Source organism: Erwinia sp. E602 (genome assembly GCF_018141005.1).
GTDB lineage: Bacteria > Pseudomonadota > Gammaproteobacteria > Enterobacterales > Enterobacteriaceae > Erwinia.
In genome coordinates this window covers 165,526-190,186 of the sequence record NZ_CP046581.1, presented here as the reverse complement: position 1 = coordinate 190,186, position 24,661 = coordinate 165,526, and the positions used below count along the sequence as shown (strand labels likewise).

The 24,661-nt window shown below is 60.9% G+C and carries 20 protein-coding genes; 8 read left to right on the top strand and 12 right to left on the bottom strand.

What is annotated here, in order from left to right; all coding sequences use genetic code 11:
* Nucleotides 1–3 precede the first annotated feature (3 nt).
* Together GKQ23_RS00820 and GKQ23_RS00815 are read right to left on the bottom strand one after the other, a co-directional pair.
* The gene (locus GKQ23_RS00820; protein ID WP_056237594.1) at nucleotides 4–1,353 is read right to left on the bottom strand and encodes an LLM class flavin-dependent oxidoreductase; all 1,350 of its coding nucleotides are present in this window, start codon (nucleotides 1,351–1,353) and stop codon (nucleotides 4–6) included.
* 15 nt (nucleotides 1,354–1,368) lie between these two features.
* Nucleotides 1,369–2,682: an MmgE/PrpD family protein gene (locus GKQ23_RS00815; protein ID WP_212408168.1), complete on the bottom strand. Its 1,314-nt coding sequence runs from the start codon at nucleotides 2,680–2,682 to the stop codon at nucleotides 1,369–1,371.
* A 242-nt stretch (nucleotides 2,683–2,924) separates the two neighbouring features.
* Between GKQ23_RS00815 and msrA the strand changes: the two genes are divergently transcribed.
* Nucleotides 2,925–3,461 (top strand): peptide-methionine (S)-S-oxide reductase MsrA, encoded by a 537-nt coding sequence (gene msrA / locus GKQ23_RS00810; RefSeq protein ID WP_212408167.1) that lies wholly within the window; start codon nucleotides 2,925–2,927, stop codon nucleotides 3,459–3,461.
* On the opposite strand, the gene GKQ23_RS00805 is transcribed toward msrA, so the two are convergent.
* Complete coding sequence (locus tag GKQ23_RS00805; protein ID WP_212408166.1) at nucleotides 3,458–4,858, bottom strand: MFS transporter; 1,401 nt, start codon at nucleotides 4,856–4,858, stop codon at nucleotides 3,458–3,460. The genes msrA and GKQ23_RS00805 overlap by 4 nt on opposite strands.
* A 197-nt stretch (nucleotides 4,859–5,055) precedes the next feature.
* Between GKQ23_RS00805 and GKQ23_RS00800 the strand changes: the two genes are divergently transcribed.
* Complete coding sequence (locus GKQ23_RS00800; RefSeq protein WP_212408165.1) at nucleotides 5,056–6,024, top strand: LysR family transcriptional regulator; 969 nt, start codon at nucleotides 5,056–5,058, stop codon at nucleotides 6,022–6,024.
* 33 nt (nucleotides 6,025–6,057) lie between these two features.
* A complete protein-coding gene (locus GKQ23_RS00795; RefSeq protein WP_212408164.1) occupies nucleotides 6,058–6,771 on the top strand; it encodes an SDR family oxidoreductase in 714 nt (237 codons plus the stop codon).
* Nucleotides 6,772–7,330: 559 nt separating this feature from the next.
* On the opposite strand, the gene GKQ23_RS00790 is transcribed toward GKQ23_RS00795, so the two are convergent.
* From GKQ23_RS00790 to GKQ23_RS00780, 3 genes are all read right to left on the bottom strand, one after another.
* The gene (locus GKQ23_RS00790) at nucleotides 7,331–8,107 is read right to left on the bottom strand and encodes a GNAT family N-acetyltransferase (RefSeq protein ID WP_212408163.1); all 777 of its coding nucleotides are present in this window, start codon (nucleotides 8,105–8,107) and stop codon (nucleotides 7,331–7,333) included.
* 289 nt (nucleotides 8,108–8,396) lie between these two features.
* Nucleotides 8,397–9,362, bottom strand: coding sequence for a ParB family protein (locus GKQ23_RS00785; protein ID WP_212408162.1), 966 nt, complete (start codon nucleotides 9,360–9,362; stop codon nucleotides 8,397–8,399).
* A 13-nt stretch (nucleotides 9,363–9,375) separates the two neighbouring features.
* Nucleotides 9,376–10,575, bottom strand: a complete 1,200-nt coding sequence (locus tag GKQ23_RS00780; RefSeq protein ID WP_056237615.1) for an AAA family ATPase — start codon at nucleotides 10,573–10,575, stop codon at nucleotides 9,376–9,378.
* 799 nt (nucleotides 10,576–11,374) lie between these two features.
* Here GKQ23_RS00780 and GKQ23_RS00775 point away from each other — a divergent pair.
* From GKQ23_RS00775 to GKQ23_RS00755, 5 genes are all read left to right on the top strand, one after another.
* Complete coding sequence (locus tag GKQ23_RS00775) at nucleotides 11,375–12,406, top strand: replication initiation protein (protein ID WP_056237616.1); 1,032 nt, start codon at nucleotides 11,375–11,377, stop codon at nucleotides 12,404–12,406.
* Between the two features lie 1,552 nt (nucleotides 12,407–13,958).
* Nucleotides 13,959–14,942, top strand: coding sequence for an MDR family oxidoreductase (locus tag GKQ23_RS00770; RefSeq protein ID WP_212408161.1), 984 nt, complete (start codon nucleotides 13,959–13,961; stop codon nucleotides 14,940–14,942).
* 503 nt (nucleotides 14,943–15,445) lie between these two features.
* Complete coding sequence (locus tag GKQ23_RS00765) at nucleotides 15,446–16,510, top strand: sugar ABC transporter substrate-binding protein (RefSeq protein WP_212408160.1); 1,065 nt, start codon at nucleotides 15,446–15,448, stop codon at nucleotides 16,508–16,510.
* A 9-nt stretch (nucleotides 16,511–16,519) separates the two neighbouring features.
* Nucleotides 16,520–17,764, top strand: coding sequence for an LVIVD repeat-containing protein (locus GKQ23_RS00760; RefSeq protein ID WP_212408159.1), 1,245 nt, complete (start codon nucleotides 16,520–16,522; stop codon nucleotides 17,762–17,764).
* Nucleotides 17,765–17,904: 140 nt separating this feature from the next.
* Nucleotides 17,905–18,153 carry a DUF1272 domain-containing protein gene (locus tag GKQ23_RS00755; protein WP_072166386.1) on the top strand — a complete coding sequence of 83 codons (249 nt, stop codon included), beginning with the start codon at nucleotides 17,905–17,907 and terminating at the stop codon, nucleotides 18,151–18,153.
* Between the two features lie 64 nt (nucleotides 18,154–18,217).
* Here the strand turns inward: GKQ23_RS00755 and GKQ23_RS00750 are convergent, their stop codons facing one another.
* The 6 genes from GKQ23_RS00750 to GKQ23_RS00725 are packed head-to-tail and all read right to left on the bottom strand — an operon-like array spanning nucleotide 18,218 to nucleotide 24,656.
* Complete coding sequence (locus tag GKQ23_RS00750) at nucleotides 18,218–19,063, bottom strand: VOC family protein (protein WP_212408158.1); 846 nt, start codon at nucleotides 19,061–19,063, stop codon at nucleotides 18,218–18,220.
* Between the two features lie 53 nt (nucleotides 19,064–19,116).
* Entirely contained in the window at nucleotides 19,117–20,220 is a 1,104-nt protein-coding gene (locus tag GKQ23_RS00745; protein WP_212408157.1) for an alkylhydroperoxidase domain protein, read from the bottom strand.
* Nucleotides 20,217–21,248 (bottom strand): putative FMN-dependent luciferase-like monooxygenase, encoded by a 1,032-nt coding sequence (locus GKQ23_RS00740; RefSeq protein ID WP_056237634.1) that lies wholly within the window; start codon nucleotides 21,246–21,248, stop codon nucleotides 20,217–20,219. The genes GKQ23_RS00745 and GKQ23_RS00740 overlap by 4 nt, the downstream gene beginning before the upstream one ends.
* On the bottom strand, nucleotides 21,245–22,864 hold the full coding sequence (locus GKQ23_RS00735; RefSeq protein ID WP_371819984.1) for a dipeptide ABC transporter ATP-binding protein: 1,620 nt from the start codon (nucleotides 22,862–22,864) through the stop codon (nucleotides 21,245–21,247). Before GKQ23_RS00735 ends, GKQ23_RS00740 begins: the two co-directional genes overlap by 4 nt.
* Nucleotides 22,861–23,715, bottom strand: coding sequence for an ABC transporter permease (locus GKQ23_RS00730; protein ID WP_056237636.1), 855 nt, complete (start codon nucleotides 23,713–23,715; stop codon nucleotides 22,861–22,863). The genes GKQ23_RS00735 and GKQ23_RS00730 overlap by 4 nt, the downstream gene beginning before the upstream one ends.
* Nucleotides 23,712–24,656 (bottom strand): ABC transporter permease, encoded by a 945-nt coding sequence (locus tag GKQ23_RS00725; protein WP_212408360.1) that lies wholly within the window; start codon nucleotides 24,654–24,656, stop codon nucleotides 23,712–23,714. Before GKQ23_RS00725 ends, GKQ23_RS00730 begins: the two co-directional genes overlap by 4 nt.
* Nucleotides 24,657–24,661: the final 5 nt, after the last annotated feature.

Genomic DNA, 24,661 nt, shown 5'->3' with positions numbered 1-24,661 from the left:
TGCTTATTCCTTCTCAGTCGCCAGTGCGGGCACGGCGGCAAAATTGGTTTCCACGGACGGCAGGCCGAGGTTCTCACGCAGGGTCGCGTACTGGTATTCGGTGCGGAAAAGGCCGCGGCGCTGCAGCTCAGGTACCACCAGCTCGACAAACAGCTCCAGCTGGTTTGGCAGCACGGCAGGCATGATGTTGAAGCCATCTGCGCCTTCCTGCTCCAGCCACTGCTGGAAGTCATCGGCGATGTCAGACGCGGTGCCGACGATCACCCGGTGACCGCGGGAACCGGCCGCAACGGCCGCCAGCTGACGCAGGGTCAGGTTTTCACGGGCGGCGAGGTCGGTTAACAGCTTGACGCGGCTCTGGCCGCCTTCGGTGCCGCCGATTTCCGGCACCGGACCGTCCAGCGGGTAAGCGGTCATATCGACGCCAAAGCGGGCAGAGAGCTGCTCAATGCCGTTATCGATATCCACCAGTTCATTGAGCTGGTTCCAGGTTTCCTGCGCCTCTTCCCGCGTGCGGCCAACGATCGGCATCACGCCCGGCAGGATCAGCAGATGGTCCGGGTGGCGGCCGGCGTCACGCACGAACTGCTTCTGGCTGCGGTAGAAGGCCTGGCCCTCTTCCAGCGAGGCGGCGGCGGTAAACACCACTTCCGCCGTCTCTGCGGCCAGCTTCTGCCCGGCAGGGGAAGAGCCGGCTTCGATAATCACCGGGCGGCCCTGCGGCGAACGGGCAATATTCAGCGGGCCCTGCACCTGGAAGTACTTCCCGGTGTGGTTAGCCGCGTGGATCTTCTCTTCGTCGGAGTAACGGCCGGTGGCTTTTTCACGCACGATAGCGCCCTCTTCCCAGCCGTTCCACAGCTTGAAGGTGACGTCGAGGAACTCACGCGCCATATCATAGCGCTCGGCGTGATTCGGCAGGTCGGCGCGGCTGAAGTTGCGCGCGGCGTCGGTGGAGAACGAGGTCACCACGTTCCAGGCACCGCGGCCACGGCTGATATGATCGACCGACGACAGCGCGCGCGCCAGGTGGAACGGCTGGTCGAAGGTGGTGGACGCGGTCGCCGCCAGGCCGATATGGCGGGTCTGCACCGCCAGCGCCGACAGCAGGGTCAGCGGCTCCAGGCGGGACATGGTGGACGGCAGACGGTGCACGCTGGTGGCCAGCGCATCGCCGACGAAGAACATATCGAATTTACCCTCTTCGCCCTTTCTGGCGATCCAGGTAAACCAGTCAACGTCGGTCGGCGAGCCTTGCGCACCTTCCGCGCGCCAGCCGCCAACGTGGTGGCCGAGCGCCTGAACAAACAGGCCAAGACGCAGCTGGCGGGGTGCTGGTTTTTGCACAGACATGGGAGATCCTTTTAATTATTTGCTAAGCAGTGAAATAAGGCGCTGCAGCGCCGCGTCGTCGGCGAGGCGGGCGTCTTCGAAGATGCGTTCCGCCAGCGAGGCGGGCAGTGCGCGAAGCTGGGTGTGCAGCTTTGCCTGTACGTCGGTGGGCAGCGCGGCTGTTTCGCGGCGGGTGACGCAGTGGCTCAGCCGCTGGCCGTTGCGCAGCAGCAGCGTGACGCGGTGGAAGCGCAGATCGGGATCCAGTTCGTCCGCCGGCGCGGTGCGGTCGGGATGGCGGCTGACGCGCGCGGCCAGCGCGGCAATATGCGGTTTAACCGGCTGTTCGGTGTAATTTTCCAGCGCCACGCTGCCGTTGATCAGCGCGTCGGCGATCACGTACTCCAGGCTGAAGCGCGCCTCAACGCCGTTGCGCGGCGTGATGATGTTCGGTGCGGTATCGGCTCCGGGCGGGAAGCTGACCTCGATACGGTCGATCGCGCCGATATCCGGCCCGTCGGCGGTCAGCAGTTGATCCCGCAGCGCAAACGCGGCCTCGGCGGCGCTGTGCGTGCCGCCACAGGTCGGGTAACGTTTGAACTCCAGTCCGGGCGAGACGATGCGCCAGGGTGCGCCCCAGCCTTCCAGCAGCTGCTGCGGCTGTTCGGCACCAAAGCCCAGCGCCTGCAGAAAGCTTTCGACCACGCCATCGGCCTGGCCGGCAAAGCCCGCCTGGGCCAGCAGCGCGCTGCCGACGGCGCTGCGCGCGGCCAGCCCGGCGTGCAACGGCTTGGCCGCGGAGCCAAACTGGCTGCGCAGGCCGGAGGCCTGGGTGGCGGCCAGCCCGAGGGCAATCTGCGTCTGGCTGAGGGTAAGGTTCAGCAAACGACAGGCGGCACCTGTCGCGGCGACGGTACCCAGCGTGGCGGTGCTGTGGAAGCCCGCGCTGTAGTGGCGGGTGCCGATCGCTTTGCCCAGCCGGCCGGCCAGCTCAACGCCGACGATATAGGCGTCAAGGAACGCCTGTACGCCCACCGCGGGCGCTTTATGGCTCAGGGCCATCAGCGCGGAGAGCACCACCGTGGTAGGATGGCCGCGGAACGTTGCGTGGTAATCGTCAAAATCCAGCGCGTGGCTGAGATAGCCAAACTGCAGCGCAAGGTTCTCCGTGGAGTGCTGAGAGGGATAGACGTGGATCACCGGTTCCAGCCCGCTGTCATGCACGCTGCCGTACAGCACCGGCACCATGCTGGCCAGCAGATCGGTAACGCCGTCGCGGGCGTGGTGGCGCTCCTGTTCTCCAGGCTGGCGGGTATGCAGGAGTTCGGCAAGTTGTGCGGTAAGCGACATAACTGGAAAGCACCTTTATTAACAAGGTATTGACATAAATCAAAAGATTATAAATTATCACCATTCTGTTTCCTTCACTGCCGGACAGCCAATAACCAACGGTTATAGCTCATAGCAAAATAATCTAAGCGCCCCCGTTTTATAAATTCCCGTTGTTTCCGGTTGACCACGCCTTGTAAATGGCTGACGCTGTTCCCATATCAGGCACGACCACAAAGACGTTTTGACAGGAGTGATCAACGATGGCGACAGAATACGCAACGATTGCCGGCGGCTGTTTCTGGTGTACGGAAGCGGTGTTTAAGCAGATTAACGGCGTTGAATCCATTGAAAGCGGCTACATCGGCGGCCATACGGCCAACCCCACCTATCGTGAGGTGTGCGGCGGCGATACCGGCCACGCTGAAGCTATCCGCATTGGCTTTGACCCCGGCGTGATTAGCTATGGCGACCTGCTGGATATCAGCTTTGCCACTCACGATCCGACCCAGCTGAACCGTCAGGGCAACGACGTCGGCACCCAGTACCGTTCTGCGCTGTTCCCGGCCACGCCGGCACAGGCGTCAGAGGCTAAGGCGGCGATCGCCCGCGCGCAGGCCGTCCACCAGGATCCGGTGGTGACCACCGTCGAGCCGGATGCGACCTGGTACCCGGCGGAAGATTATCATCAGAACTACTGGGCCGGCGAAGGCCAGGAGAATCGTTACTGCCTGGCGGTGATCCCGCCGAAGCTGCAGAAACTGCGCAAGCGTTTTGCCGCCAGGACCATCGACGGCTAACCTGTGCCCTGGCCTGCCGCGTCCGTTCTCTCTGCCCGGACGCGGCGAGCCGAGCTCAGCGCCGTCAGCGCGCCCGCCAGCGCCAGCGCCGCCAGCAGCCACATCACCCACCGGTATCCTGCCCCTTGCCCCCCGGCCCGATAGATCTGCGTCGCCACCGACAGCCCCACTACCCCACCCAGGTTATGCAGCGTCCACGACAGCCCGATGCCCTGTGCATGAAACGCTGACGGCATGGCACCAAGCGCAGCGGCGACCGAGGGCCCGAGGATCGCCCCCCAGCCCACCCCCATCAGCGCAAACGCCGCGATGGTCAGCACCAGCGGTTGCCCGACGGTGAAAAGACTTTGCAGCAGCGCCGAGGCGGTCAGCATAACGAACCCCAGCGTCAGGACGGGCCAGGGCCCGAAGCGGTCGCCGTAACGCCCGGCCAGCGGCGAAACGATCGCCATTACCAGCGTCACCGGCAGCAACATCAGGCCCAGACGGGCATCGCTCAGCCGGTAGATTTCCAGCAGCCTGAAGGGCATCAGCAGAAACGCGGCGCAGTAAAATATCGCCAGCAGCACCGACAGCAGGCAGGCACGGCGAAACAGACGGTTGCGGAACAGGCCGAAGGCGATCAGCGGTTCCGGCGTACGCTTCTCAATCCTGACCAGCGTAATACCGGCCACGGCACCGATGACCAGCAGCGCTGCCGTGGCCCAGGTCACAGCACCTCCCGGTGACAGCGTCACGCTTGCCAGCAGAACGGGGACCAGCGTGGCCACCAGCCACAGCCATCCGCGAAGATCGACGCTGCCGGCGTTCTCAGGACGCCTGGTGTTCACCACGCCCGCGCAACAGCTGTAGCTCAGCAGCAGCAGCGGGACGTTAATTAAAAACACGCTGCGCCAGCCGCTGAGGCTGACCAGCACGCCGCCGGCAACCGGGCCAAGCGTCAGCCCCAGGCCGTTGACCGCGAACAGCATCCCCAGCGCGCGCCCCCGTTTTGCCTCAGGGATAATCTCAATCAGGATCGCCGCACTCAGGGTATACAGTACCGCGCAGCCTGCCCCCTGTAACAGCCGGAACAGGTTCAGGGCAGCCGGCCCCGTCGTCAGTCCCGCCCCGAGTGAGGTCACGGCAAACAGCAGCATCCCGGCATAAAGCAGGCGGCCGCGGCCATACACTTCACCGAGCCTCGCGCTTAACACCATGCAGCAGCAGAGCGACATAACAAAAAGCGTCATCACCCAGTGCAGTTCATCCACGTTGCTGTTGAACTGACGCCCGATGGCCGGCAGGGCGGTATTCACGATGGTAAAATCGAGGCAGCCGAGAAAGCTGGCGAGGCAGATGCCCGCCTGCAGTCGGATTTGCGCGACGCGCGGCAGCGCCGTGGAGGGTGTGGACATACTCAAACCTCTGTAGACAGTAAAGTATCAGAGTGACATAACGCGCGGCGACGATTGCCGCCATTTCATCGACGGACTGGCGAACGGAGTTCGCCTCTCTGGCACAACCCGCTCCACACGCGTTAAGGTAGAGCCTACGACAACGCTACAGCGCCCACGGCGAACCAGGTCAGTTATGGCCTGGCTAAGGATTTCATATGATCAACACTGACCGCCTTAACGGCATACGGGCGTTTGTTCAGGCAGCGCAGGCCGGTGGTTTCAGCCTCGCGGCAGAACAGCTGGGGCTGTCACGGTCGACGGTCGGCAAGGCAGTCGCCCGGCTGGAGGCACGTCTGCAGGTGACGCTTTTTCTGCGCACCACGCGCACGCTGTCGCTTACCAGCGAAGGACGACAGTTTTATCAGGACTGTGTGCAGATCCTGGCGAACCTGGATGCGGCAGAGAATCGTCTGACCACTCAGGCGCAGCAGCCCAGCGGTCGGCTACGCGTGGCGGCACCGCCGCTGTTTGGCGAAAAATGGGTGATGCCGCAGCTGCTGCCGCTGACCCGGCGCTGGCCGGGGCTGGCGTTAGAGATGCTGTTCTCGGTTAAGCGAATTGACCTTGCCTCGGGGGGAACCGACCTGGCGATTCGCATTGGCGATCCGGGTCACCACAACGATCTTACCGCGCGGCTGCTTGGCCAGCAGAGGTTAGTGCTCTGCGCTTCCGCTGACTACTTCTGCCGGTTGTCCCAGCCTGCCACCCTCGGCGATCTCAGGACGCATGCTCAGCTCGGCCTGCTGGAACGGGGCAGGAGCCAGCCGTGGCTGCTCCGCAGCGGCGATGAGGATATCCACTGGCAGCCCGCTGACCGGCTGCGTTTCAGCAGTATGAGTGCTGTCTGTTCCGCCGCGCTTGCCGGTTATGGCATCGCCCAGCTGCCACGCTGGCTGGTCGGCGACGATCTTGCCAGCGGCCGTCTGGTCGAAGTGCTAGCGGAGTCTGCCGGAGAGGGCCTGCCGGTTTATGCCGTCTGGCTGAAAACAGCCGCGATGCCACAACGCCTGCGCGTTGCGATTGATACTCTGATGGCGGCGCTGTCTGATACGGGATTTCGGGTATATCCACCTTCCGGTAATCCTAATCACAATAAGTCTGTCGCCTGCCGGAACGGTGAATGATAGCGTCTGCTGCATCAACATGGAGACTACTACATGACACAACAACTTCATCGCCCGGTGGCGATTGTCACCGGCGGCACCAGCGGTATCGGCCGCGCGGTGGTTACCGACCTGGCCACCGACCATCAGGTTTATGCGCTGGGCCGATCGCCACAGGCGCTGGCAGAGCTGGAGTCCGTTGCCGGCGTCATTCCGGTTCAGCTGGACCTGATCGATAACGCCGCGCTGCGGCAGTTTATCAGCCAGTTCAGCGCCATTGACGTGCTGGTACACTCTGCGGCGGTTTCCGAACGGCTGAGCCTCGAGCAGGCTACGCCGGTGCAGTGGCAAAGCCAGTTTGCCATTAACGTATTTGCACCGGCAGAGCTGACGCGTCTTGCGTTGCCCGCCCTTCGCCAGCAGCGCGGGCAGGTGGTGTTTATCAACTCCGGCTCCGGCACGCTGGCGCTGGCCGGGCACACGGTCTACTCCGCCAGTAAATTTGCGCTCAGCGCGCTGGCACACTCGCTGCGTAACGAGGAGAGCGGGCACGGCGTGCGCGTCGCCACCGTGGCACCAGGGCCGACGGATACCCCAATGAATCGCAAAAGCCGTGAACGTGCGGGTGACTTTACCGACATCGATCCGCTGGCGTACAGCACGCCCGGGTCGGTCGCTGCCGCCGTTCGCCTGGTGGTCAACGCCACCGAGGATACACAGATTACCGATATTGCGGTAAGACCGCGTCGGGATGTTGCCCGCCGCTGAACAGGAGGACAAATGGTCAACTCAGAACACCGGTGTCGCTCATTGAGGCACCTTCTGCGCTGCTGTTACTGGAACGAACTGTGCGCGTAGTCGTTTCCTAAGCCAGCCGGTCATATTCCCTGTCCTGCCTCTTATTTTTCAGGCAGGGGATATCGCCGGCTGGTTTACTTCTCACTCAACGCTTGCATCACGCTCTCTTCTGTTTTTTTGTACTCTCACCCTCTTCCCATCCGCTAAGCCCTTGCCACAGAACGATGCTGATCCCATGGAGATTTCACGGTGAAATCCCTCTGGCATTCATATCAAAGTCATTATATTTCAATAAGTTAACAATAAAACTTAACTGGAGAACTCAAGGAGTTTCACAGGGGTGTTTCATGTCCACTTGCCTGTGGCACGGGCTTATCCCTAAACGCCTGTGGGGGAACGTTGCAGGGCTAAGGGCATGCATTATCCGTAATAAAAGATGCCTTCCTCATTCGTCAGGCTGTCCTCTTTACAGCGTATAAGTACTTCCACCCTACAGCGGAAATGACGCTTTCACGCTCATCAGGTACGGTCATTCACGCTGAAAAGCGACACTGCTGCCGAGTAGCGTAAATCCGAGTCTCTTATAGATGGAAACACCTGCCTCTGAGGCCTCAAGGAAACACGTCTCAACGTTCTGAGATCTGGCGTATTCCAGTGCATGGCGAATTAGAGCGCTGGCGTAGCCTCTTCCCTGCAACGTGCTCCGGGTCCCGACGTCATCTAAACGTGAAACCCCGCTTTGCATGGATAACGTCAGCGAACAGACTGCCCGGTCTGCGACAAAAAGAGAAAAATGGCGCAGCTGCCGGCCGGCCTCAACGGCATGCTGATGTCTTATCCGATACTGCAGCATGACTCTGTCATCCGTTTCGAACGCACTTGTCAGCGGTGCTCCCCAGTCCTCGAGACGGTAATCAGTAGCACAGATGTGATAATCATCGCTGCGTGGCTTTTGCGTCGTTAACGCCTTCATCGTCAGCTGCATCGGTGAAGATTTCCAGGCGACGCTCAGACCCAGCTCTCTGAGCGAATGCCCGATCCTGTCAGGATCATTATCGGGCAGCACCACGGAGAACGGCACACCTGCAGCGTCAAATAACCGCATGCCTTCTTTGATAATGGATTCTGTTTCAGGATCCCGCTGCTTCACAATCAGCAGATTCAGGCTGCCAGCGTCAACGCCAGTGAGATAAGCCGATGCCGTATTACCCAGAGAGTAAGTTTGCTGACTGACCGAGGAAAAGAAATAGTCCTCCATACTGCGGTAAAGCGTCATCCGCGAAACCTGGCCTGATACATTCATCATCGATGGTCCTGAAAAAAGTTTGTCGAAGTAACACCCGGTTTATTCCGGGTTATCTGATGATATCAGTGTACCCGAATCTCTTCGTGTGTATCGGGTCTTTGGGTCAGGGTACAGGGTACAGGGTACAGGGTACAGGGTACATGTTATTACGCATGTTGACGGTCGCCAGGGGGCAGGATGAAACTCAGCATCGGCAGGAGTGAAATAGTGGAGATTTCATCGTGAAATCCCCACGTAAAAGCACTTTATTTCATGCAGTTAGCGACGAAAATCGCCGGGAGAGGAGAACTTATTTCAGATGTCTGGCCAGCACGTTTGCAATCGCGCCATCGATAGCATCCTGCAGTTCGGCGGGCAGCCGGTTGAACTCATAGCTGAACGCGCGTCCGCGACTCTTTTTACGCGCATAGCGGTTTTTGTCCGGAAACTGCCACAGCGGCGTGGTGACGACCTTCTCTCCGGCTACCGGCTGGACAATCAGCGCGGCCTCTTTGCGAACTTCAGCGACGATTTTGTTTTTTATCTCATCTTCTGCCAGCGATGCCTGATCGCGAATGGCAGACACGGACTCGCTGATGCTGTCCGTCAGGTGGGATAAGGCAATCTGTTTCTCCTGCAGCAGCTCCTGCGCGGTCAGCAGCGTCCTGTAGTCGCCGTAGGTCAGCTCGGACTGAACCGGGAACAGCGCCAGCAGCTCTGCTGACACGCTGGCGGCCTGCAGCGCACGGGTGACTTTCGCCTGAGACATATTCTCATCTTCGGCAATATCCTTCTGCGAAAGGCCGCTGTCGCGCAGCGCCATCAGGCGCAGGCCAATCTCGCGGATGTTATGTTCGCGGGCGGTCTGAATTTCCTGGGCCAGCGTGCGGGCTTCCGCAGCGCTGACCGCAGAGTCGGTCACCAGAACGTCAAGACCTGCACCGGTCAGCAGCGCGGCGGCGCGGCGTCGTGAACCGTCAAGCACTTCAATTCTGCCGTCTGCCCGGCGGACGCCGATCGCCGGAAAGAACTGCTGCAGGCTCAGGGTGCGGGTAATATCTTTCAGCGACTCCGGCGTCAAACCCGCCTGATCGCGACCGTTGTTCTCCTGCACGACGTAGGTCTGTGACGCCACCTCGTCAGCACTCAGGGTAACGCGGCTGAATATCGCCTTCTTGCCTGAAGAGAGCGTAAAGACCTGTTTGAACGGTTCAGAGGCCGCTTCACTGTTCAGTACTGGCGCATTAAAGGTGCGTCCGATAGTGGTTCTTTTCATGGGTACCGGTGCCTCAGTTAATACGGATAAATTCGATACGGTCAAAAACCGCTTTGGCAAAATCTTCTGCCGCGGCGCGTGCGTTCTTCAATGCCTCACTGCTGCCAACGTAGGTCGACGGATTCGCTGAGATCACCGTGTCGAAGGATTCACCACAGCGCTCAAAGCCATCCAGACGGGGCAGGGCGGCGTCCAGCATATCGCCGCCGAAAATCTCCTTGGCCAGGCTGTGACAGACTTTGTGATCGGGCTTATTCGACAGCTTGGACATAAAGCCGATATTGCCCAGCAGGCGGCAGTGGCAGCCCGAAGACTCGATGATGCTGATCAGCTCAGGTAAACGGGTCAGATACTTAAGCGTTGAGTGGAAGTCGACCTGCGCGGGTGGAACCGGCGTCATCAGCAGATCGGCTGCGGCAATGGCGTTCTTAAGAAAAGCATCCAGATGCGGGCCGCTGTCGACAAAAATAAAGTCGTAATCTGACTTCAGTTTATCAATGATATTTTCACGCAGTACGGCGTGAGGATTCTGGCCCGGCAGATGTTCACTGCACAGCACCTCCCAGCCTGATGCGATGAAGGCATCATCAATTGACGCGGGTAATACATCAACGCCGGGTACCACCGATGAGACGATAAACTCTTCCAGCAACTCTTCACGCGTCACGTTCTGTAGCATTGCCTGCGCCGATGTGGTTTCCACCATACCCACAGCTCTTGTGTGGTTAAGGAACATCGTAGCGGATGACTGGGGATCGAGGTCGATCACCAGTATGCGCAGATCTTCAAACAGCAGGTGAGGGTGCGCGCGCATGGCGTGAGCCAGAGAGACGGTGGAGACCGTTTTAGATACGCCCCCTTTCAGATTACCGACAAACACGGTCAGGGCTTCATCATGGCGATCGCGATACTTAGGAACGCCGCGGTGATGGTAGATATCAACGATGTTCTGGATGGTCATCGCATATTTGGAGGACGATCCGGCGGCGCGTTTATCAAAGGCGTAACCGTTCTCTTCCATTTCGCTGACCGCGTAATCAACATTGGCACGGGTCAGTTTAGGCAACTTAGCGAGCGCCGCTTTGGCATAAACCTGAAAGTACTCGTTTTCACGCAGCTCTTCCTTCTGTGCCTGAATGTGCTCGGTCAGTGACGTGAGCATCTTTCCTGCGCGCTGGGCAATCTTGTCAGTCTGATGCGGATCGCTATTCATCATTGACTCCATTTATGTAGCATATCATCTTAAAATCAATAATCCTGCATATCAGTAATAATTGCAACATGATTTTGTTCATAAATAGTGCACTGAGCCGGATAAAGATGACGTTATCAGGTCTGCATCGTGCTGATGACCGAAGGGTGATGTCGATACGGTGTCTGAAATATCCTCAGGGATTTATCCCCGTTATTCACCGATCAGATCCAATTATTCGATCCCAGAGAGATCCTGATAAGATCCTAAAGAGATCCCCGCACCCTCTCAGGCCTTGTCACGCCTGGTCTGGAGGCCTGTTACTATCCACTAAAGAGAGTAAACCAACCGCTGTAAAGAGTAATATAACCGCTGTAGAGAGCACTGATAACCACGCTGGTGAGTGCTGTTTAACCACTGTAGTGAGCGGGCGGGGTATTGCTCTGTGATTAACTTTTCCGGGGTGAAATGCCGGCCAGACCGGATCTGTCGGGGATGTTCAGCGTGCAGTTACGATCCTGAGATAAGTTATTCAGAGATATCCCCATTTTTAGTGGATCGGATAACCGTTTTTATTCACCGATACGATCCAATAACAGATCCTTTTAAGTTCCTGAAAGACCCATAAAGATCCCCGATCGCCGCAAGCCCCGTGCTGCCTGCCCTCAGAGGGGATCGTTAACCACTGTGAAGAGTAAATTAACCACTGAGGAGAGCAGATTAACCGCTGTAGTGAGTAGCCTATCCGCTATAGTGAGTGCTACTATCCACTGTATTCAGTAACGGCGACGCGTGCTTGTGAGTTAAGGGAAACCTGGAAATGACAAAAAAAGAACCTGAAAACAAGATGATAGCTGAAGCTTTCAGTGAGACAGACAAAAGAACGGGTGAGGTTGTTACCCTGACGCCAAACAGCAATAACACCGTTCAGCCGGTGGCACTGATGCGGTTGGGGTTGTTCGTTCCTACCCTGAAATCCACGGCGCGCGGCAGAAAAAATCAGATGGCGACGATGGACGTCACCGATGAGCTGAAACAGCTGTCGATCGTGAAGTCAGAAGGCTATGAGAATATCAAGATCACCGGCGCCCGCCTGGATATGGATAACGACTTCAAAACCTGGGTGGGGATCATTCATGCCTTCGCCCGCTACAAGGTGCTGGGAGACAGCGTAACGCTGCCTTTCGTCGATTTTGCCAAACTCTGTGGGTTCCCCTCAGTGAGGTCCTCTGCGAAGCTCAGGAGCCGTCTGGACGCGTCTCTGACCCGTATCGCCACCAACACCATCGCCTTCAGCAGCAAAGAAGGGGAGTATTACATCACGCACCTGGTGCAGTCGGCTAAATACAGCACCAAATCCGACACGGTGACCCTGCAGGCCGACCCCAAAATCTTCGAACTCTATCAGTTCGATAAAAAGGTGTTACTGCAGCTGAGAGCGATTAACGAACTGTCCCGTAAGGAGTCGGCGCAGGCGCTGTACACCTTCATTGAAAGCCTGCCGCCTTCACCTGCGCCGATCTCGATGTCACGGCTGCGCGCGCGGCTTAATCTGACCTCGCGAACCATCACCCAGAACGCCACCGTCAGAAAGGCGATGGAGCAGCTGCGTGAGATTGGCTATCTTGATTACACTGAGATAAAGCGTGGGCGCTCGGTCTACTTCATTATCCACTACCGGCGGCCCAAGCTGAAGCCGGCGGATATTCCGCTCAGCCTGCCGGATCTGCCGGGTGACGACTTTGATGAAGGGCTGGATGCCATCGAGCCGGAGCCGGAGGGAGAGCTGGTGCTGCTTTCGCGTGAAGAGCAGGAACTGCTGGAGAAGATCCGCAGCGGAAAGATGAAGTAACCACTGTAGTGAGCAGCAACAGGCTTAGTATCCGCTGTAGTGAGCACATTTGTTTATCTTTTATCCTGTCAGATAGCGTTAAGCGCGATATTAACCACTGTAGTAAGCAGTATCTCTCTACAGTGGTTGTATGTATCTTCCGGTTGTTCTCCGTCTGCATTCTTCACTCGCTTATTGCAGCACCACTGTTCAGGTGCTGTCATCGTTCCCCTCATGTCAGTCCCGTTAACACCCCCTGTCATAACCAGCAGTAACCACTGTAGTCAGTTCTTTCTCACTACAGTGGATAGCGGCTTGCCAGAAAAACGAGGGACGTAACGGGCGGCATTCACTTCTGCGCGGAAGGGGAAGGGCATCGTCCTCAGGCCGGTCCGGCCTGCCTGCCACGGGCAACCGCTGCAGGGAGAGAAGTGCAGCCTGCTATGGCTGGCCATGGATACTGCTCTGCTGAATGGCGCGGCTGCCGTTAACCACTGTGGTCAGAGAAATTCGCAAAATATCCACTACAGAGAGCTTCCGGCGAATTATTTCGTAAAATATCCACTGTAGAGGGTAACCCCCCATCAGCGATTTTTCGCTGAGTAAGGTCAGAACCCTGGTAACCACTAACCTGCAACACCCTGATATACAATATGTTAGCATTCACTAACTCTATGGTTGTCAGTGAAGATCTCGCGTTTGCCGAAGGTCTGATGTAAGCGGATTGTCTCTCCACAGTGGATATTTCTTACTCCAGTGGATAGGGCTGCTGAGCCAGAAAACCTGTCCGGAGAGAGAGTTGGCTGATGCAACGTCAGTGATTTCTTACTACAGTGGTTACCAGGCGGACAGCTAACCAGGGGGTTCTCACTACAGTGGATAGCCGGACTGAATGTTCTGACCGTTCTGACCACAGTGGATGACCGATCGGAAACAGAGCGACTCTTCTCACAACAGTGGATTTCCGCTGCTAAAATCCACAATATACGCTCACCACAGTGGATAGTGACCGGGTCACATGGGCACCTGTTCTCATCCGGGAGGATCACCACCGTCTGAAACCTCAGCATTTACTCATTACAGTGGATGTTTATGGCTGAAAACAGTAAGCAGAATCTCACTACAGTGGATAAGGGTAAATCCTGTGTCTGATGACCTCTCTACAGTGGATGTTATCCCCTTCAAATCACATTTACACTCTTCATAGTGGATAGTTGTCTGTTGAAATGCGATCGGCATCTCACCTTAGTGGATGTTATCCACAAACGGCAGTGTCTTCCCTGAGAAGATATGAATGATTCGCCTCAGTAGCTGGCGATTGCCTTCTCACGCCAGTTACTCACTACAGTGGATAGTCTCCGGATCCTCACCACAGTGGTTATTGGTTCCGTTTACTCCCTGCAGTGGATATTGAAGATAACCGCTCCGTGCTGGTGCTGCGTTAAGCCTTGTCAGGGCATCGGTACTGCTTCTACACTACGACGCCTGACGCCCGCTGTTCTCTGGCGGGCGAGCGTTCGTTGATGCCGCAGGCTGGTAAACGGACGGCCTGCTGCTCTGATAAGGAGATTCTGTGTTCAAAGCCATTCTGATACGCCACGATAACGACCATTACAGTGCGGAGCTGACCGACGTCAGCGCTGCCGATCTGCCTGCCGGCGAGGTGACCGTTCAGGTTGATTACTCCTCCATTAATTACAAAGATGCCATGGCGATTACCGGGCGCGGCCCGATCGTGCGCAGTTTTCCGATGGTGCCGGGTATTGACCTCGCGGGCAACGTGCTGGCCAGCAGCAGCCCGGCTTACCGGGCCGGGGATAAGGTGCTGCTGACCGGCTGGGGCGTCGGGGAGCGTCACTGGGGGGGCCTGGCGCAGCAGGCGCGGGTCAAAAGTGAATGGCTGACGCCGATCCCTGAGGGCGCTGACAGCCACCAGGTGATGGCGATCGGCACGGCGGGCTTTACCGCCATGCTCTGCGTTGACGCCCTGCTGTGGCACGGCGTGAAGCCTGCTGACGGCGCGGTGCTGGTCACCGGGGCCAGCGGCGGCGTCGGCAGCTGCGCCGTAGCCATTCTGTCCGGCCTGGGTTATCAGGTCAGCGCCTCAACCGGCCGGCCGGAGCGCAGCGGTGCGCTGCTGCAGGCGCTGGGCGCCGCAGAACTGGTCGATCGCGAAACGCTGAGCCAGCCGGGTAAACCGTTGCAGAAAGAGCGCTGGGCCGCCGTCATCGACACCGTGGGAAGCCACACGCTGATGAACGCCTGCGCCACCACCCGTTACGCCGGCATCGTCGCCGCCTGCGGCATGGCGCAGGGGCTGGATTTCCCGGCCAGCGTCGCGCCGTTTATTTTGCGCGGCATCACGCTGCGCGGTATCGACAGCGTGATGGTTCCTGCCGGTTTACGTGCGGCAATCTGGCAAAAGGCCTCTCAGCACCTGACGCGCGGCGTGCTGGAAAAGCTGACGGAAACGGTGCCGCTGGACAAGGCCGTTGCGGCGGCCAGCCGCCTGCTGGACGGGCAGAGCCACGGGCGAATAGTGGTGGACTGTCGTTAAGGGGGCGTTTCACTCTGCTGCGCCTGACGCAAACGAGCAGGCTGAATTCAGCCTGCCCGGGGTTCAGCTGCCCGGTTGCTCCACCCTCTTAAATGCCGCGCGTAGCGTATCAGGCGTGACCGCGGTCGGCAGCGCATGAACCGACTCCTGCAGGCGCAGGGGGTGGGCGATTACCGCAACAATCTGCTCTGCGTTGTTAATATCTGCCGCCAGCGCGGCCAGGGGGCCGGCAGCCGGAAACGCTTACAGGCGGCGATCGGCTGGCGGTCTCTTTCTGCGACAGCAGCACGCACGGCAACAGCATACCCCAGGCCACTCTGGTGCCGTGCAGAGAGTCCGCGCTTTGCGTCAGCTACGTCCTCCCGGACTAATGCTTTTTTTGAGTTACATATTCCTTTTACTTCTTTGTCAGTGGGTTAGCGGCTGTGAAAAAGTGTCCGGATGGCTCAGGCCACCCGTTTACGCACCGTGCGTTTTTCACCGTCAATACAGGGATCACTGCAATGAAATCATTCGTATCGTTACTGGCGCTGCTGGTTGCCAGCGCATTACCCGTGCACGCCGCCACGCTGGCGCCGGTCCCGCAGGCCATCGCCAGCCATGATGGCCCGGTGCGCATCGCGGTGATCCGCAACCTCGGCTCTGACGATAACACCACCCAGTTTGTGCAGGGCGCGGTGCAGCAGGCGAAAGCGCTGGGCTTTAAGGTCAGCACCTTTTTATCCAACGGTGACGACGCGCGTTTCCAGGATTTTGTTAACCAGGCTATCAGCCAGAAGTATGACGGCATTATTCTCTCGCAGGGACGTGCGCCTTACTCCACCGCGCTGGTGAAGAAGATCGCGGACAGCGGCATCGCCGTATCGGTATTTGATACCGCCGTCGACGGTGAGGTGGCCGGTGCTACGGTCACGCAACAGGACGATGCCTCCCTGACCGAACTCTCCTTCGGTCAGCTGATTAAGGATCACAACGGTAAGGCCAGTATCATCAGGCTGTGGGTGGCCGGTTTCCCGCCAATGGAGCGTCGCCAGGCAGCCTACCAGCAGTTGCTGAAGGCGAATCCCGGCATTCATGAGCTGGAATCGGTGGGCGCCGTCTCCTCTGACGTGCAGGGCGATACCGCCAACAAGGTCGGCGCGCTGCTGGCGAAATATCCAAAAGGTAAGATCGACGCCATCTGGGGTACCTGGGATGCGTTCACTCAGGGCGCGGTAAAAGCGCTGAAGGAGAACGGTCGTAACGAAATTAAACTCTACAGTATCGACGTCTCTGACCAGGATCTGCAGCTGATGCGTGAAGCGGGCAGCCCGTGGAAAGTGACCGCGGCGGTGGACCCGAAATTGATTGGCGCAACCAACGTCCGCCTGATCGCGCTGAAGCTGGCGGGAGAAGCCACCCCGGCCAGCTACGAATTTAAAGCCACGGTGATCCCGCAGGCGCTGCTGGTCAGCCAGCCGGGGCCGGTTAACGTTGCCGGGCTGAGCAAGGTGATCCCGGGCTGGGGCCAGACCGGTGACTTTATTGCGCCGTGGTTTGCGACGCTGGAAGCGAAGGCGAAGAAGTAAGGAGCGACGATGACGAACTTCTTACCAAAGGCGGACTACAGCCGCAACATGCGGCTGATCGGCCACAGCGATCAGGGTGGACGCCCTGACGGCGTGCAGGTGATGGTACACCGCGGCTACGCCTATATCGGCCATATGGTGTCGCAGGGTTTCTCAATCGTTGACGTGCGTGATGCGAAAAATCCGCGCAGCGCGGGCTACGTAGCCGCGCCGCCCGGCACCTGGAACGTGCATCTGCAGGCGCACGACGACCTGCTGCTGGTGATCAACGCCCGCGATCTGTTCGCGGACGTGCGCTTCGCCGATGAGAAAGTCTATTACACCCGTTCGGTGGGGGAGACGGTCAGCGACGTACAGGATCGCGGCTGGAGCGCCGGGCTGCGCATCTTTGATATCTCCTCGCCGGAAAAGCCGCGTGAAATCAGCTTCCTGCCGCTTAACGGTATCGGTATTCACCGCATCTGGTACGTCGGCGGGCGCTGGGCCTACGTCTCGGCGCTGCTGGACGGCTTCAGCGACTATATCTTCCTGACCATCGACCTGGCCAATCCGCAGAAGCCGGAAGTGGCGGGGCGCTGGTGGCTGCCGGGAATGAACACGGCGGCCGGTGAACAGCCGGGCTGGCCGCAGGGCAGGCGCTATGCGCTGCATCACGCCATCATCAGCGGCGACGTGGCGTACGGCAGCTGGCGCGACGGCGGCCTGACGCTGCTGGACGTCAGCGATCGCAGCAATCCGACGCTGCTCAGCCACCGCAACTGGAGCCCGCCTTTTGGCGGCGGCACCCACACCGCGCTGCCGCTGCCGGACCGCGACCTGCTGGTGGTGCTGGATGAGGCGGTGCTGGACAGTCAGGAGGACGGAGAAAAGCATATCTGGCTGTTCGATATCCGCGATAAAACCAGTCCGGTCAGCATCTCGACCTTCCCGCAGCCGGATGAAGTCGACTATGTCGCAAAAGGCGCGCACTTCGGCCCGCACAACCTGCATGAAAACCGGCCGGGCAGTTTTATCAGCTCAACGCTGATTTTCGCCACCTGGCAGAACGCCGGGGTGCGCGCCTATGACATCAGCAACCCCTATCGTCCGGTGGAGACCGGCGCGCTGGTGCCGGCAGCGCCGCAGAAGATGATGGATACCCGCCCGGGCAGGCCGCAGATTATCCAGTCCTGCGACGTGTTTGTTGATGCGCAGGGGATTATCTACAGCACCGACTACAACGGCGGGCTGTCGGTGATTGAGTTCCTCGGCTGACTGGCGGGCGGCCATCGCTTCACGGCTGGTGTACGCGCGGCGGGCTTGTCCGTTTTCGGTCTCATCATGTCCCGAACCTGCCTTTTTTTCGCGCCCGGCCCGATCTAAGGTGAATGACCGTTGCCTGAAGGATAAACACCGTGCTGACACTGCGCCCCAACTGCGAATGCTGTGATCGTGATTTGCCAGCGGAATCGACGCTGGCGGTAATCTGTTCGTTTGAATGTACTTTCTGCCGGGACTGTGCGGAGCAGCGCCTGGACGGCCACTGCCCGAACTGCGGCGGTGAACTGGTGCGGCGTCCGATCCGCCCGGCGGTGAAGCTGGCTACTTTCCCCGCCTCGACGGTACGGGTAAACAAAGAGCATGCCGCCTGTGGACAGGCGTAGCATTAAAAACGCCGGAGCGGCGGCCCGGCGTTAATGGCGGTTGCGTCCGATATCAGCGGGCCGTTCAGACCGGGCTGAAGCGCAGCGCCAGCTGCCCGCCGGACCCTGCGCTGACATGCACACCGCGCTCATCTTCGCTGAACGGAATGTCCCCCTGAGCTAAACTGTCATGCACCTGCGCCAGCGAACGGGTGCGGAACCCCAGGGCGATCATGCGCGCCGAACCGTCATAATCCGCCGGTAACGCACCCCACTCAGCGCTGGCCCGATCGCTGCTCAGGAAGCGCACGACAGCGTCGCCTGCGCCAATCTGCCGCTCCCCGCTGTCCAGCACGTCCACCTGCTGCTCACCAAACAGCTGACCATACACCGCCGCTGCTTCGGCCGGGTCACGGCTGGCGATGACAAATTCGCTGATGTGCGTCACGCCATTCGGGTGCACCTGCCACGCCGGCTGCCAGACCGCGTCCGGGGTCAGATGCTGGCAGAAGAAGCTGCGCCCGTTCGGCACTTTTTCCGCCTGCAGCGCCACGGTGCGAAAGCGCGCTTCCTGCAGCGAACCGTCCGGCAGCGTCACCGGGCGGAAGAAGCTGGCGGCGGCATCGCCCGCCAGTTCGCGCTGCTGCAGGTGGCGGTAAACCGCATCGGCGTCCTGCGTTTTCCACACCAGCCCGGAAAGGCCGGGGGGCGACTGCCACAGCGCTTTGCGCAGGTGGCCGCGGCCGGGTTCGAACCCCAGCAGTTCAAGGTAATTATTGTGAAAAATGGCCAGATGGTTGCTGGAACCCAGCGAATGGTGGCCACGTTCGGTTAGCTGAAAGCCCAGGCGGCGATAGCGTTCGGCAGCCTCATCCAGCTGCTCACCCACGTTGATCACCACGTGATCCAGTTCAGGAATCAGTTCAGACATGACTTACTCTCCGGTAACGGGCAGGCGTTGCGCCTGCCCGCAAAAGCGGCACGTCAGGCGGCCGGGATAAAGGGTTCGCCCAGCGTCAGCATCAGGCGGTTGGCCCAGGCAAAGAAGGCGGTGCTCTGCACCAGATCCACCAGCTCCAGCTCGCTCAGCCCCAGCTCGCGCAGTTCCGTCAGCTGCTGCACACTGGCGGTCGGCGGCGTGGCGGAGAGCGACGCGGAGAACGCGATAATCGCCTGCCAGCGCGGCTGCTGCTCAACGGCCAGCGGCTGGCCGGGGGCGATAGCGATTAGCCGATCGATATCCTCTGGCTGCTTTGACAGCTGCGCGGCTTTGCGCGCATGCACCGAGGCGCAGAACACGCAGCCGTTGACCTTACTGGCCACGGTGGCCGCCAGCTCGCGCTCTTTGCGCGGCAGCCCGCCGGCGGTAAAGAAGATCCCTTTATCTGCCAGCGTGCGCTGCTCCAGCAGCGGCAGGTTGCGACCGAGCAGGCGGAAGTAGTCAGAGTCAGTGTGGCCGAACTTTGCCAGCGTCGCCTGTTCGACCGCGCTGAACTCCGCCAGCGGTTTGGCGGCGATCCACGGCTCCCAGCCCAGCTCGTCGCGGGTGAAGGCCGGCGGGGCGTTCTTACCGCTCAGCGTCAGTGGTTCGGTACGCCACGCGGCGGCCACCGCCGGTTCAGCGCTGGCTGCGGCGCCGTTCTCGCCGGCCAGCAGACGATAACCGCGCAGCAGGCGGCTCTGGTAGCTGACGAACGCCACCAGCTGCGACAGGGTGACGATCGCGTCCAGGCTCAGGCCGCCGTCAGCCAGCGCCTGCAGATGGGCCGGATCGGCGGCGGCCGGTTTAAAGGTCAGCAGTTCGGCGTGGTCGCGCAGCGGCTGCAGCCCGGCGTCAGGCTGACGCCCGTTCAGTTCGGCGGCATAGTGTGCGGCCAGCCGCTCTTCACCGTGCCAGCTGGCGACCTGCTGCGCCAGCGCCAGGCGTGAGGTCAGCGGCAGGCCGTGAGCGGCGGAGGGGCTGAACAGCACCTCGTAGCTGCCCTGGGTATTTTCGGTGGCGGCGTCGCGGGTCAGGCGGGCCTCGGCCAGCGCACTGCCGGGGGCAATATCGGCCAGCTGCTCTAACAGATCGGTGCTACGGGTCATACGCGCTCCTTGTGGGTCACTCTGGATACGGGCTTACGCCAGCCGAGCGCCGGGGCAACCTCGCTGGCCAGCAATTCAATTGAGGTGAGGATCTGTTCATGCGGCGGATCGATGGAGTGTACCTGGAATGACACATCGGTCACCCGTGCCAGGCTGCTGTCCTGCCGCAGAGAGGCCTCTACCTGTTCCGGCGTGCCGAGATGGACATCGAACGCGGCGATATAGTCATCAAGGGTGTCGCCCGCCACCTGATGGCCAGCGCGGCGATGATGCTCCGCCTGCGCGGTCAGCCCCGGCAGCGCCAGCCGCCGGGCCTCTGCGCCATCACGGCTGACAAAGGCGGTGCGTGAGGCGAGGATGCGCGGCTCCACCCCCGCAGGCAGGGCGGCGAGGTATGCGTCAATGATCGGGTTCTGGATCGCATCCAGCGCCAGGCGCGGCTGTCCGGGCGGGCGGGGCTGAGTGCGCGAGAGCATCAGCCCGTGGCCGGCGGCACCGGCGCGCGCGGCGCCCGCCACCGAGAAGGTGGCCTGCCACAGGCGATCGGCCAGCTGTGGGGCAGCAGGGTAGAGCCGGTTCTGTTCATGGCCGAGGGCGTCGCCACGCCATGCCTGTAACAGCGTCTCCAGGTTGGCAGAAAACGCCTCTGTACGCCGATCAAAAGTCAGACCGAACGGCAGAAACGAGTCCGGCGTGCCGCCGGAACCCAGCCCCAGCTCCAGCCGGTGGTCACTCAGCAGGTCCAGTACCGCCGCATCTTCCGCGACGCGCAGCGCATTCTCCATCGGCAGGGTGATGATCGCGGTGCCGAGGCGGATGCGTGAGGTCTGCGCGGCGACGCTGGCGAGGAACAGCAGCGGCGAGGGCAGGCCGCCTTCGGCCTCGTGAAAATGGTGCTGGGCAACCCAGGCGGTATCAAACCCCAGCCGCTCCGCGTGCAGGATCTGCAGGGTGGCGAGGCGGTAACGTTCCTGCGCGCTGGTTTGGTCCAGCAGGCGGGTAAAGAATCCAAGACGTTTGGCTGTCATGCGGTGTCCTTAGCGCGTGTCAGGGTGGGAATGGCGGCGATCAGCTCGCGGGTATAGTCGCTGACGGGATTGCTGAAAACATCGCCGGTGTTACCGTAATCGATCTGCTGCCCGGCGCGCAGCACCGAGACGCTGTGCGCCAGCTGACGCACGGTGGCCAGATCGTGAGAAATAAACAGATAGGTCAGCCCGAGGTCCTGTTGCAGCTGCCGCAGCAGAGCGAGGATCTGCGCCTGAATGGTGACGTCCAGCGCCGAGGTGGCCTCATCCAGCACCAGGATCTGCGGGCGCAGCACCAGCGCGCGGGCAATTGCCACCCGCTGACGCTGGCCGCCGGAGAGCTCGTGCGGTTTACGTTCCAGCAGCGGCAGCGGCAGCGCCACCCGGATGGCTGCCTCCTCCACGCGCTGACGGCGTTCGTCGCGGCTCAGGGGTTCAAAGTTCAGCAGCGGCTCCTCAATAACCCGGAACAGCGTCTGTGAGGGATCGAGCGAGGCAAACGGGTTCTGATAGACCAGCTGAATTTTGCGGCGCAGCTGCCGCAGCGCTTCGCCCTTCAGCTGCGTGGCATCAATGCCGTCGATAGTCACCCGGCCGCTGTCTGCCTGCTGAAAGCCGAGCAGAATACGTGCCAGCGTGGTTTTGCCGGAACCGGACTCGCCGACCAGCGCGTGGGTGGTGCCGCGCGCGACGCTGAAGGAGACGTTATTCAGCGCCTGGAAACCTTCGCCGCCACCGAGAGAGAAGTGCCTGCTGACGCCCGCAATCTCAATCGCCGGCTGGGAAAAGCGCGCCGCAGGGGGCGGCGGAATGGCGGCAGAGAGCGCGGGCGCATCGGCAAACAGCTGGCGGGTGTAAGGATGCTGCGGCCGCCGCAGGATATCGTCGGCCAGCCCCTGTTCCTGCACTTCTCCCTGACGAAACACCAGGATGCGATCGGCGCGCGCGGCGGCCACCGCCAGGTCGTGGGTGACAAACAGCACGGCGGTACCTGACTCGCGGCGCAGCTCGTCAATCAGGTCGAGAATGCGTTTCTGCACCGTCACGTCCAGCGCGCTGGTCGGCTCATCGGCGATAATCAGCGCCGGTTTCAGCGCGATAGCGATAGCGATCAGCACCCGCTGTTTCATGCCGCCCGACAGCTGGTGCGGATACTGCCCGGCCCGCCGCTCCGGGTGCGACAGCCCGACGCGGGTCAGCAGGGCCACCACGCGCTGCTGACGCTCCTGACGCGACAGCCGCTGGTGCAGCTGCAGCACTTCCTCAACCTGCTGGCCAATGGTTTTCACCGGGTTCAGCGAACTGCCGGGATCCTGCGGGATCAGGCTGACCACCGCGCCGCGCACGCCGTCCAGCCGCTTCTGCGACCAGCCGCCGATCTCCGCGCCGTTCAGCCAGATTTCGCCGGACTCTCGCTCGCCATTCCCGGCCAGCAGGCCAATTATCGCCTGGGCGGTGGTGGTTTTGCCGGAGCCGGACTCGCCGACCAGCGCCACCACCTCGCCACGATTCACCCGGAACGAGACGTTATGCACCACGCGCTTGCGTTGCCCGCCGCTGCGGTAGGCGATGCTGAGGTTGTCCACCTGCAGCACCGGATGGATGGATTCACTCACCGGCGACCTCCTGAAAAGTGATGACTGATGCGGTTGGTAGCCAGCACCACCAGCACCACGACGACGCCGGGGAAGGTGGTCAGCCACCAGGCGGTGGAGATATAGTTGCGCCCTTCGGCAATCAGCAGGCCCCACTCCGGGGTTGGCGGTGGGGTGCCGTAGCCGAGGAAGCTCAGGGTCGAGATAGCAAGGATCGCGCTGCCGAACTGCAGGGCCGAGAAGGCCAGCACTGGCGTCAGCGAGTTGGGCAGGATGTGCCGCCACAGCACCGAGAAAAAGGTGCCGCCGCTGCCGTAAGCCGCTTCAACGTACTCCGCGTGACGCACGCGCACCACCTCCGAACGTGCCAGGCGGGCAAAATTCGCCACCGAGGTGATGCCCACGGCGATGGCGGCGTTAACCGTGCCAAAGCCCAGCAGAATAATTATGCTCAGCGACAGCAGCAGGCCGGGGATCGCCAGCAGCACGTCCACGATGCGCATCACCACGCTCTCGCTGCGCCCGCCGAGCGCGCCGGCCACCACGCCGAGCAGCGTGCCCACGGTCAGCCCCAGCGCCACGGCTACCAGCGCGCCGCTCAGCGAATGTGATGCGCCCCAGACGATGCGCGCATAGAGGTCGCGACCCAGCTGGTCGGTACCGAGCCAGTGGCCTGCCTGCGGGGCCAGCCGCTGCGCGCCCGGCGTGCCCTCGGTCGGGCTCCACGCGGTAAACCAGCCCGGGGCCACCGCCCACAGGATCGCCAGCGCCAGCACCGCCCACGCCAGCAGCAGACCCGGCTTCAGCTGACCGGGAAAGAGCGCCCGCACGCCGCGCACGGACTTGAGGCTGTTGTCTGCGATCAGACTCATGATGTTGCCCTCTGGTAATGCCGGATGCGCGGATCGAGCAGCGGTGAGACCACGTCGACCAGCAGATTAATCGCCACAAAGCCGGTAGCGGAGATCATCACCACCGCCTGCAGCACCGCCACATCCTGATTATTGACCGCCTGCTGGGTCAGCTGGCCGAGTCCGCTTAAGCCAAACACCGTTTCAGTAATCAGCGCGCCGGCGATCAGCTCGCCGAGCAGCAGCCCGGCAATGGTCAGCACCGGCAGCAGAGCATTGCGCGCCACGTGGTGCCACAACACCCGGCGCTGGCTTGCGCCTTTGGCACGCGCCACCGCGACAAACGGCTGGGTCTGCACCTGGTCGATGCTGCGGATCAGAATTTGTGCCAGCGGCGCTGAAATCGGTATCGCGAGGGTAAGCACCGGCAGGATCAGGCCGGCGATCTCTCCCGGATTAATCACCGGGATCCAGCGCAGCTGGAAGGAAAACACCTGAATCAGTGCGATACCCAGCCAGAAGGTGGGTATCGAGATAAACAGCGCGGGCAGCGACTGCAGCGCATTACGCAGCCAGCGCAGCCCGGTAAGGCTGGAGACAAAAGCGATGGTCACGGCAAGCAGGGCCGCCAGCAGAAAGCCGGGCAGCGCCAGGCGCAGCGTGGCCGGGAAATTCTCGGCCAGCAGCTCGCTGACCGGGACCCCCGCCTGCACCGAGAAGCCAAAATCCCCGTGCAGCATGCTGCCGAGCGTGTGCAGATACTGCTGCCACAGCGGCGTGGTCGCCCCGTAGGCCTGGCGCATCTCTTCGATCTGCGCCGGGCTGAGGCCGAGGTCCGGGTTCTGAAACTTAATCAGCACCGCATCGCCCGGCAGCACCTGCAGCAGGAAGAACGACACGGTAAACGCCGCCCATAAAACCAGCAGGGCCTGGCCCAGCCTGCGCGTGAAATAGCCTGTCATCATGG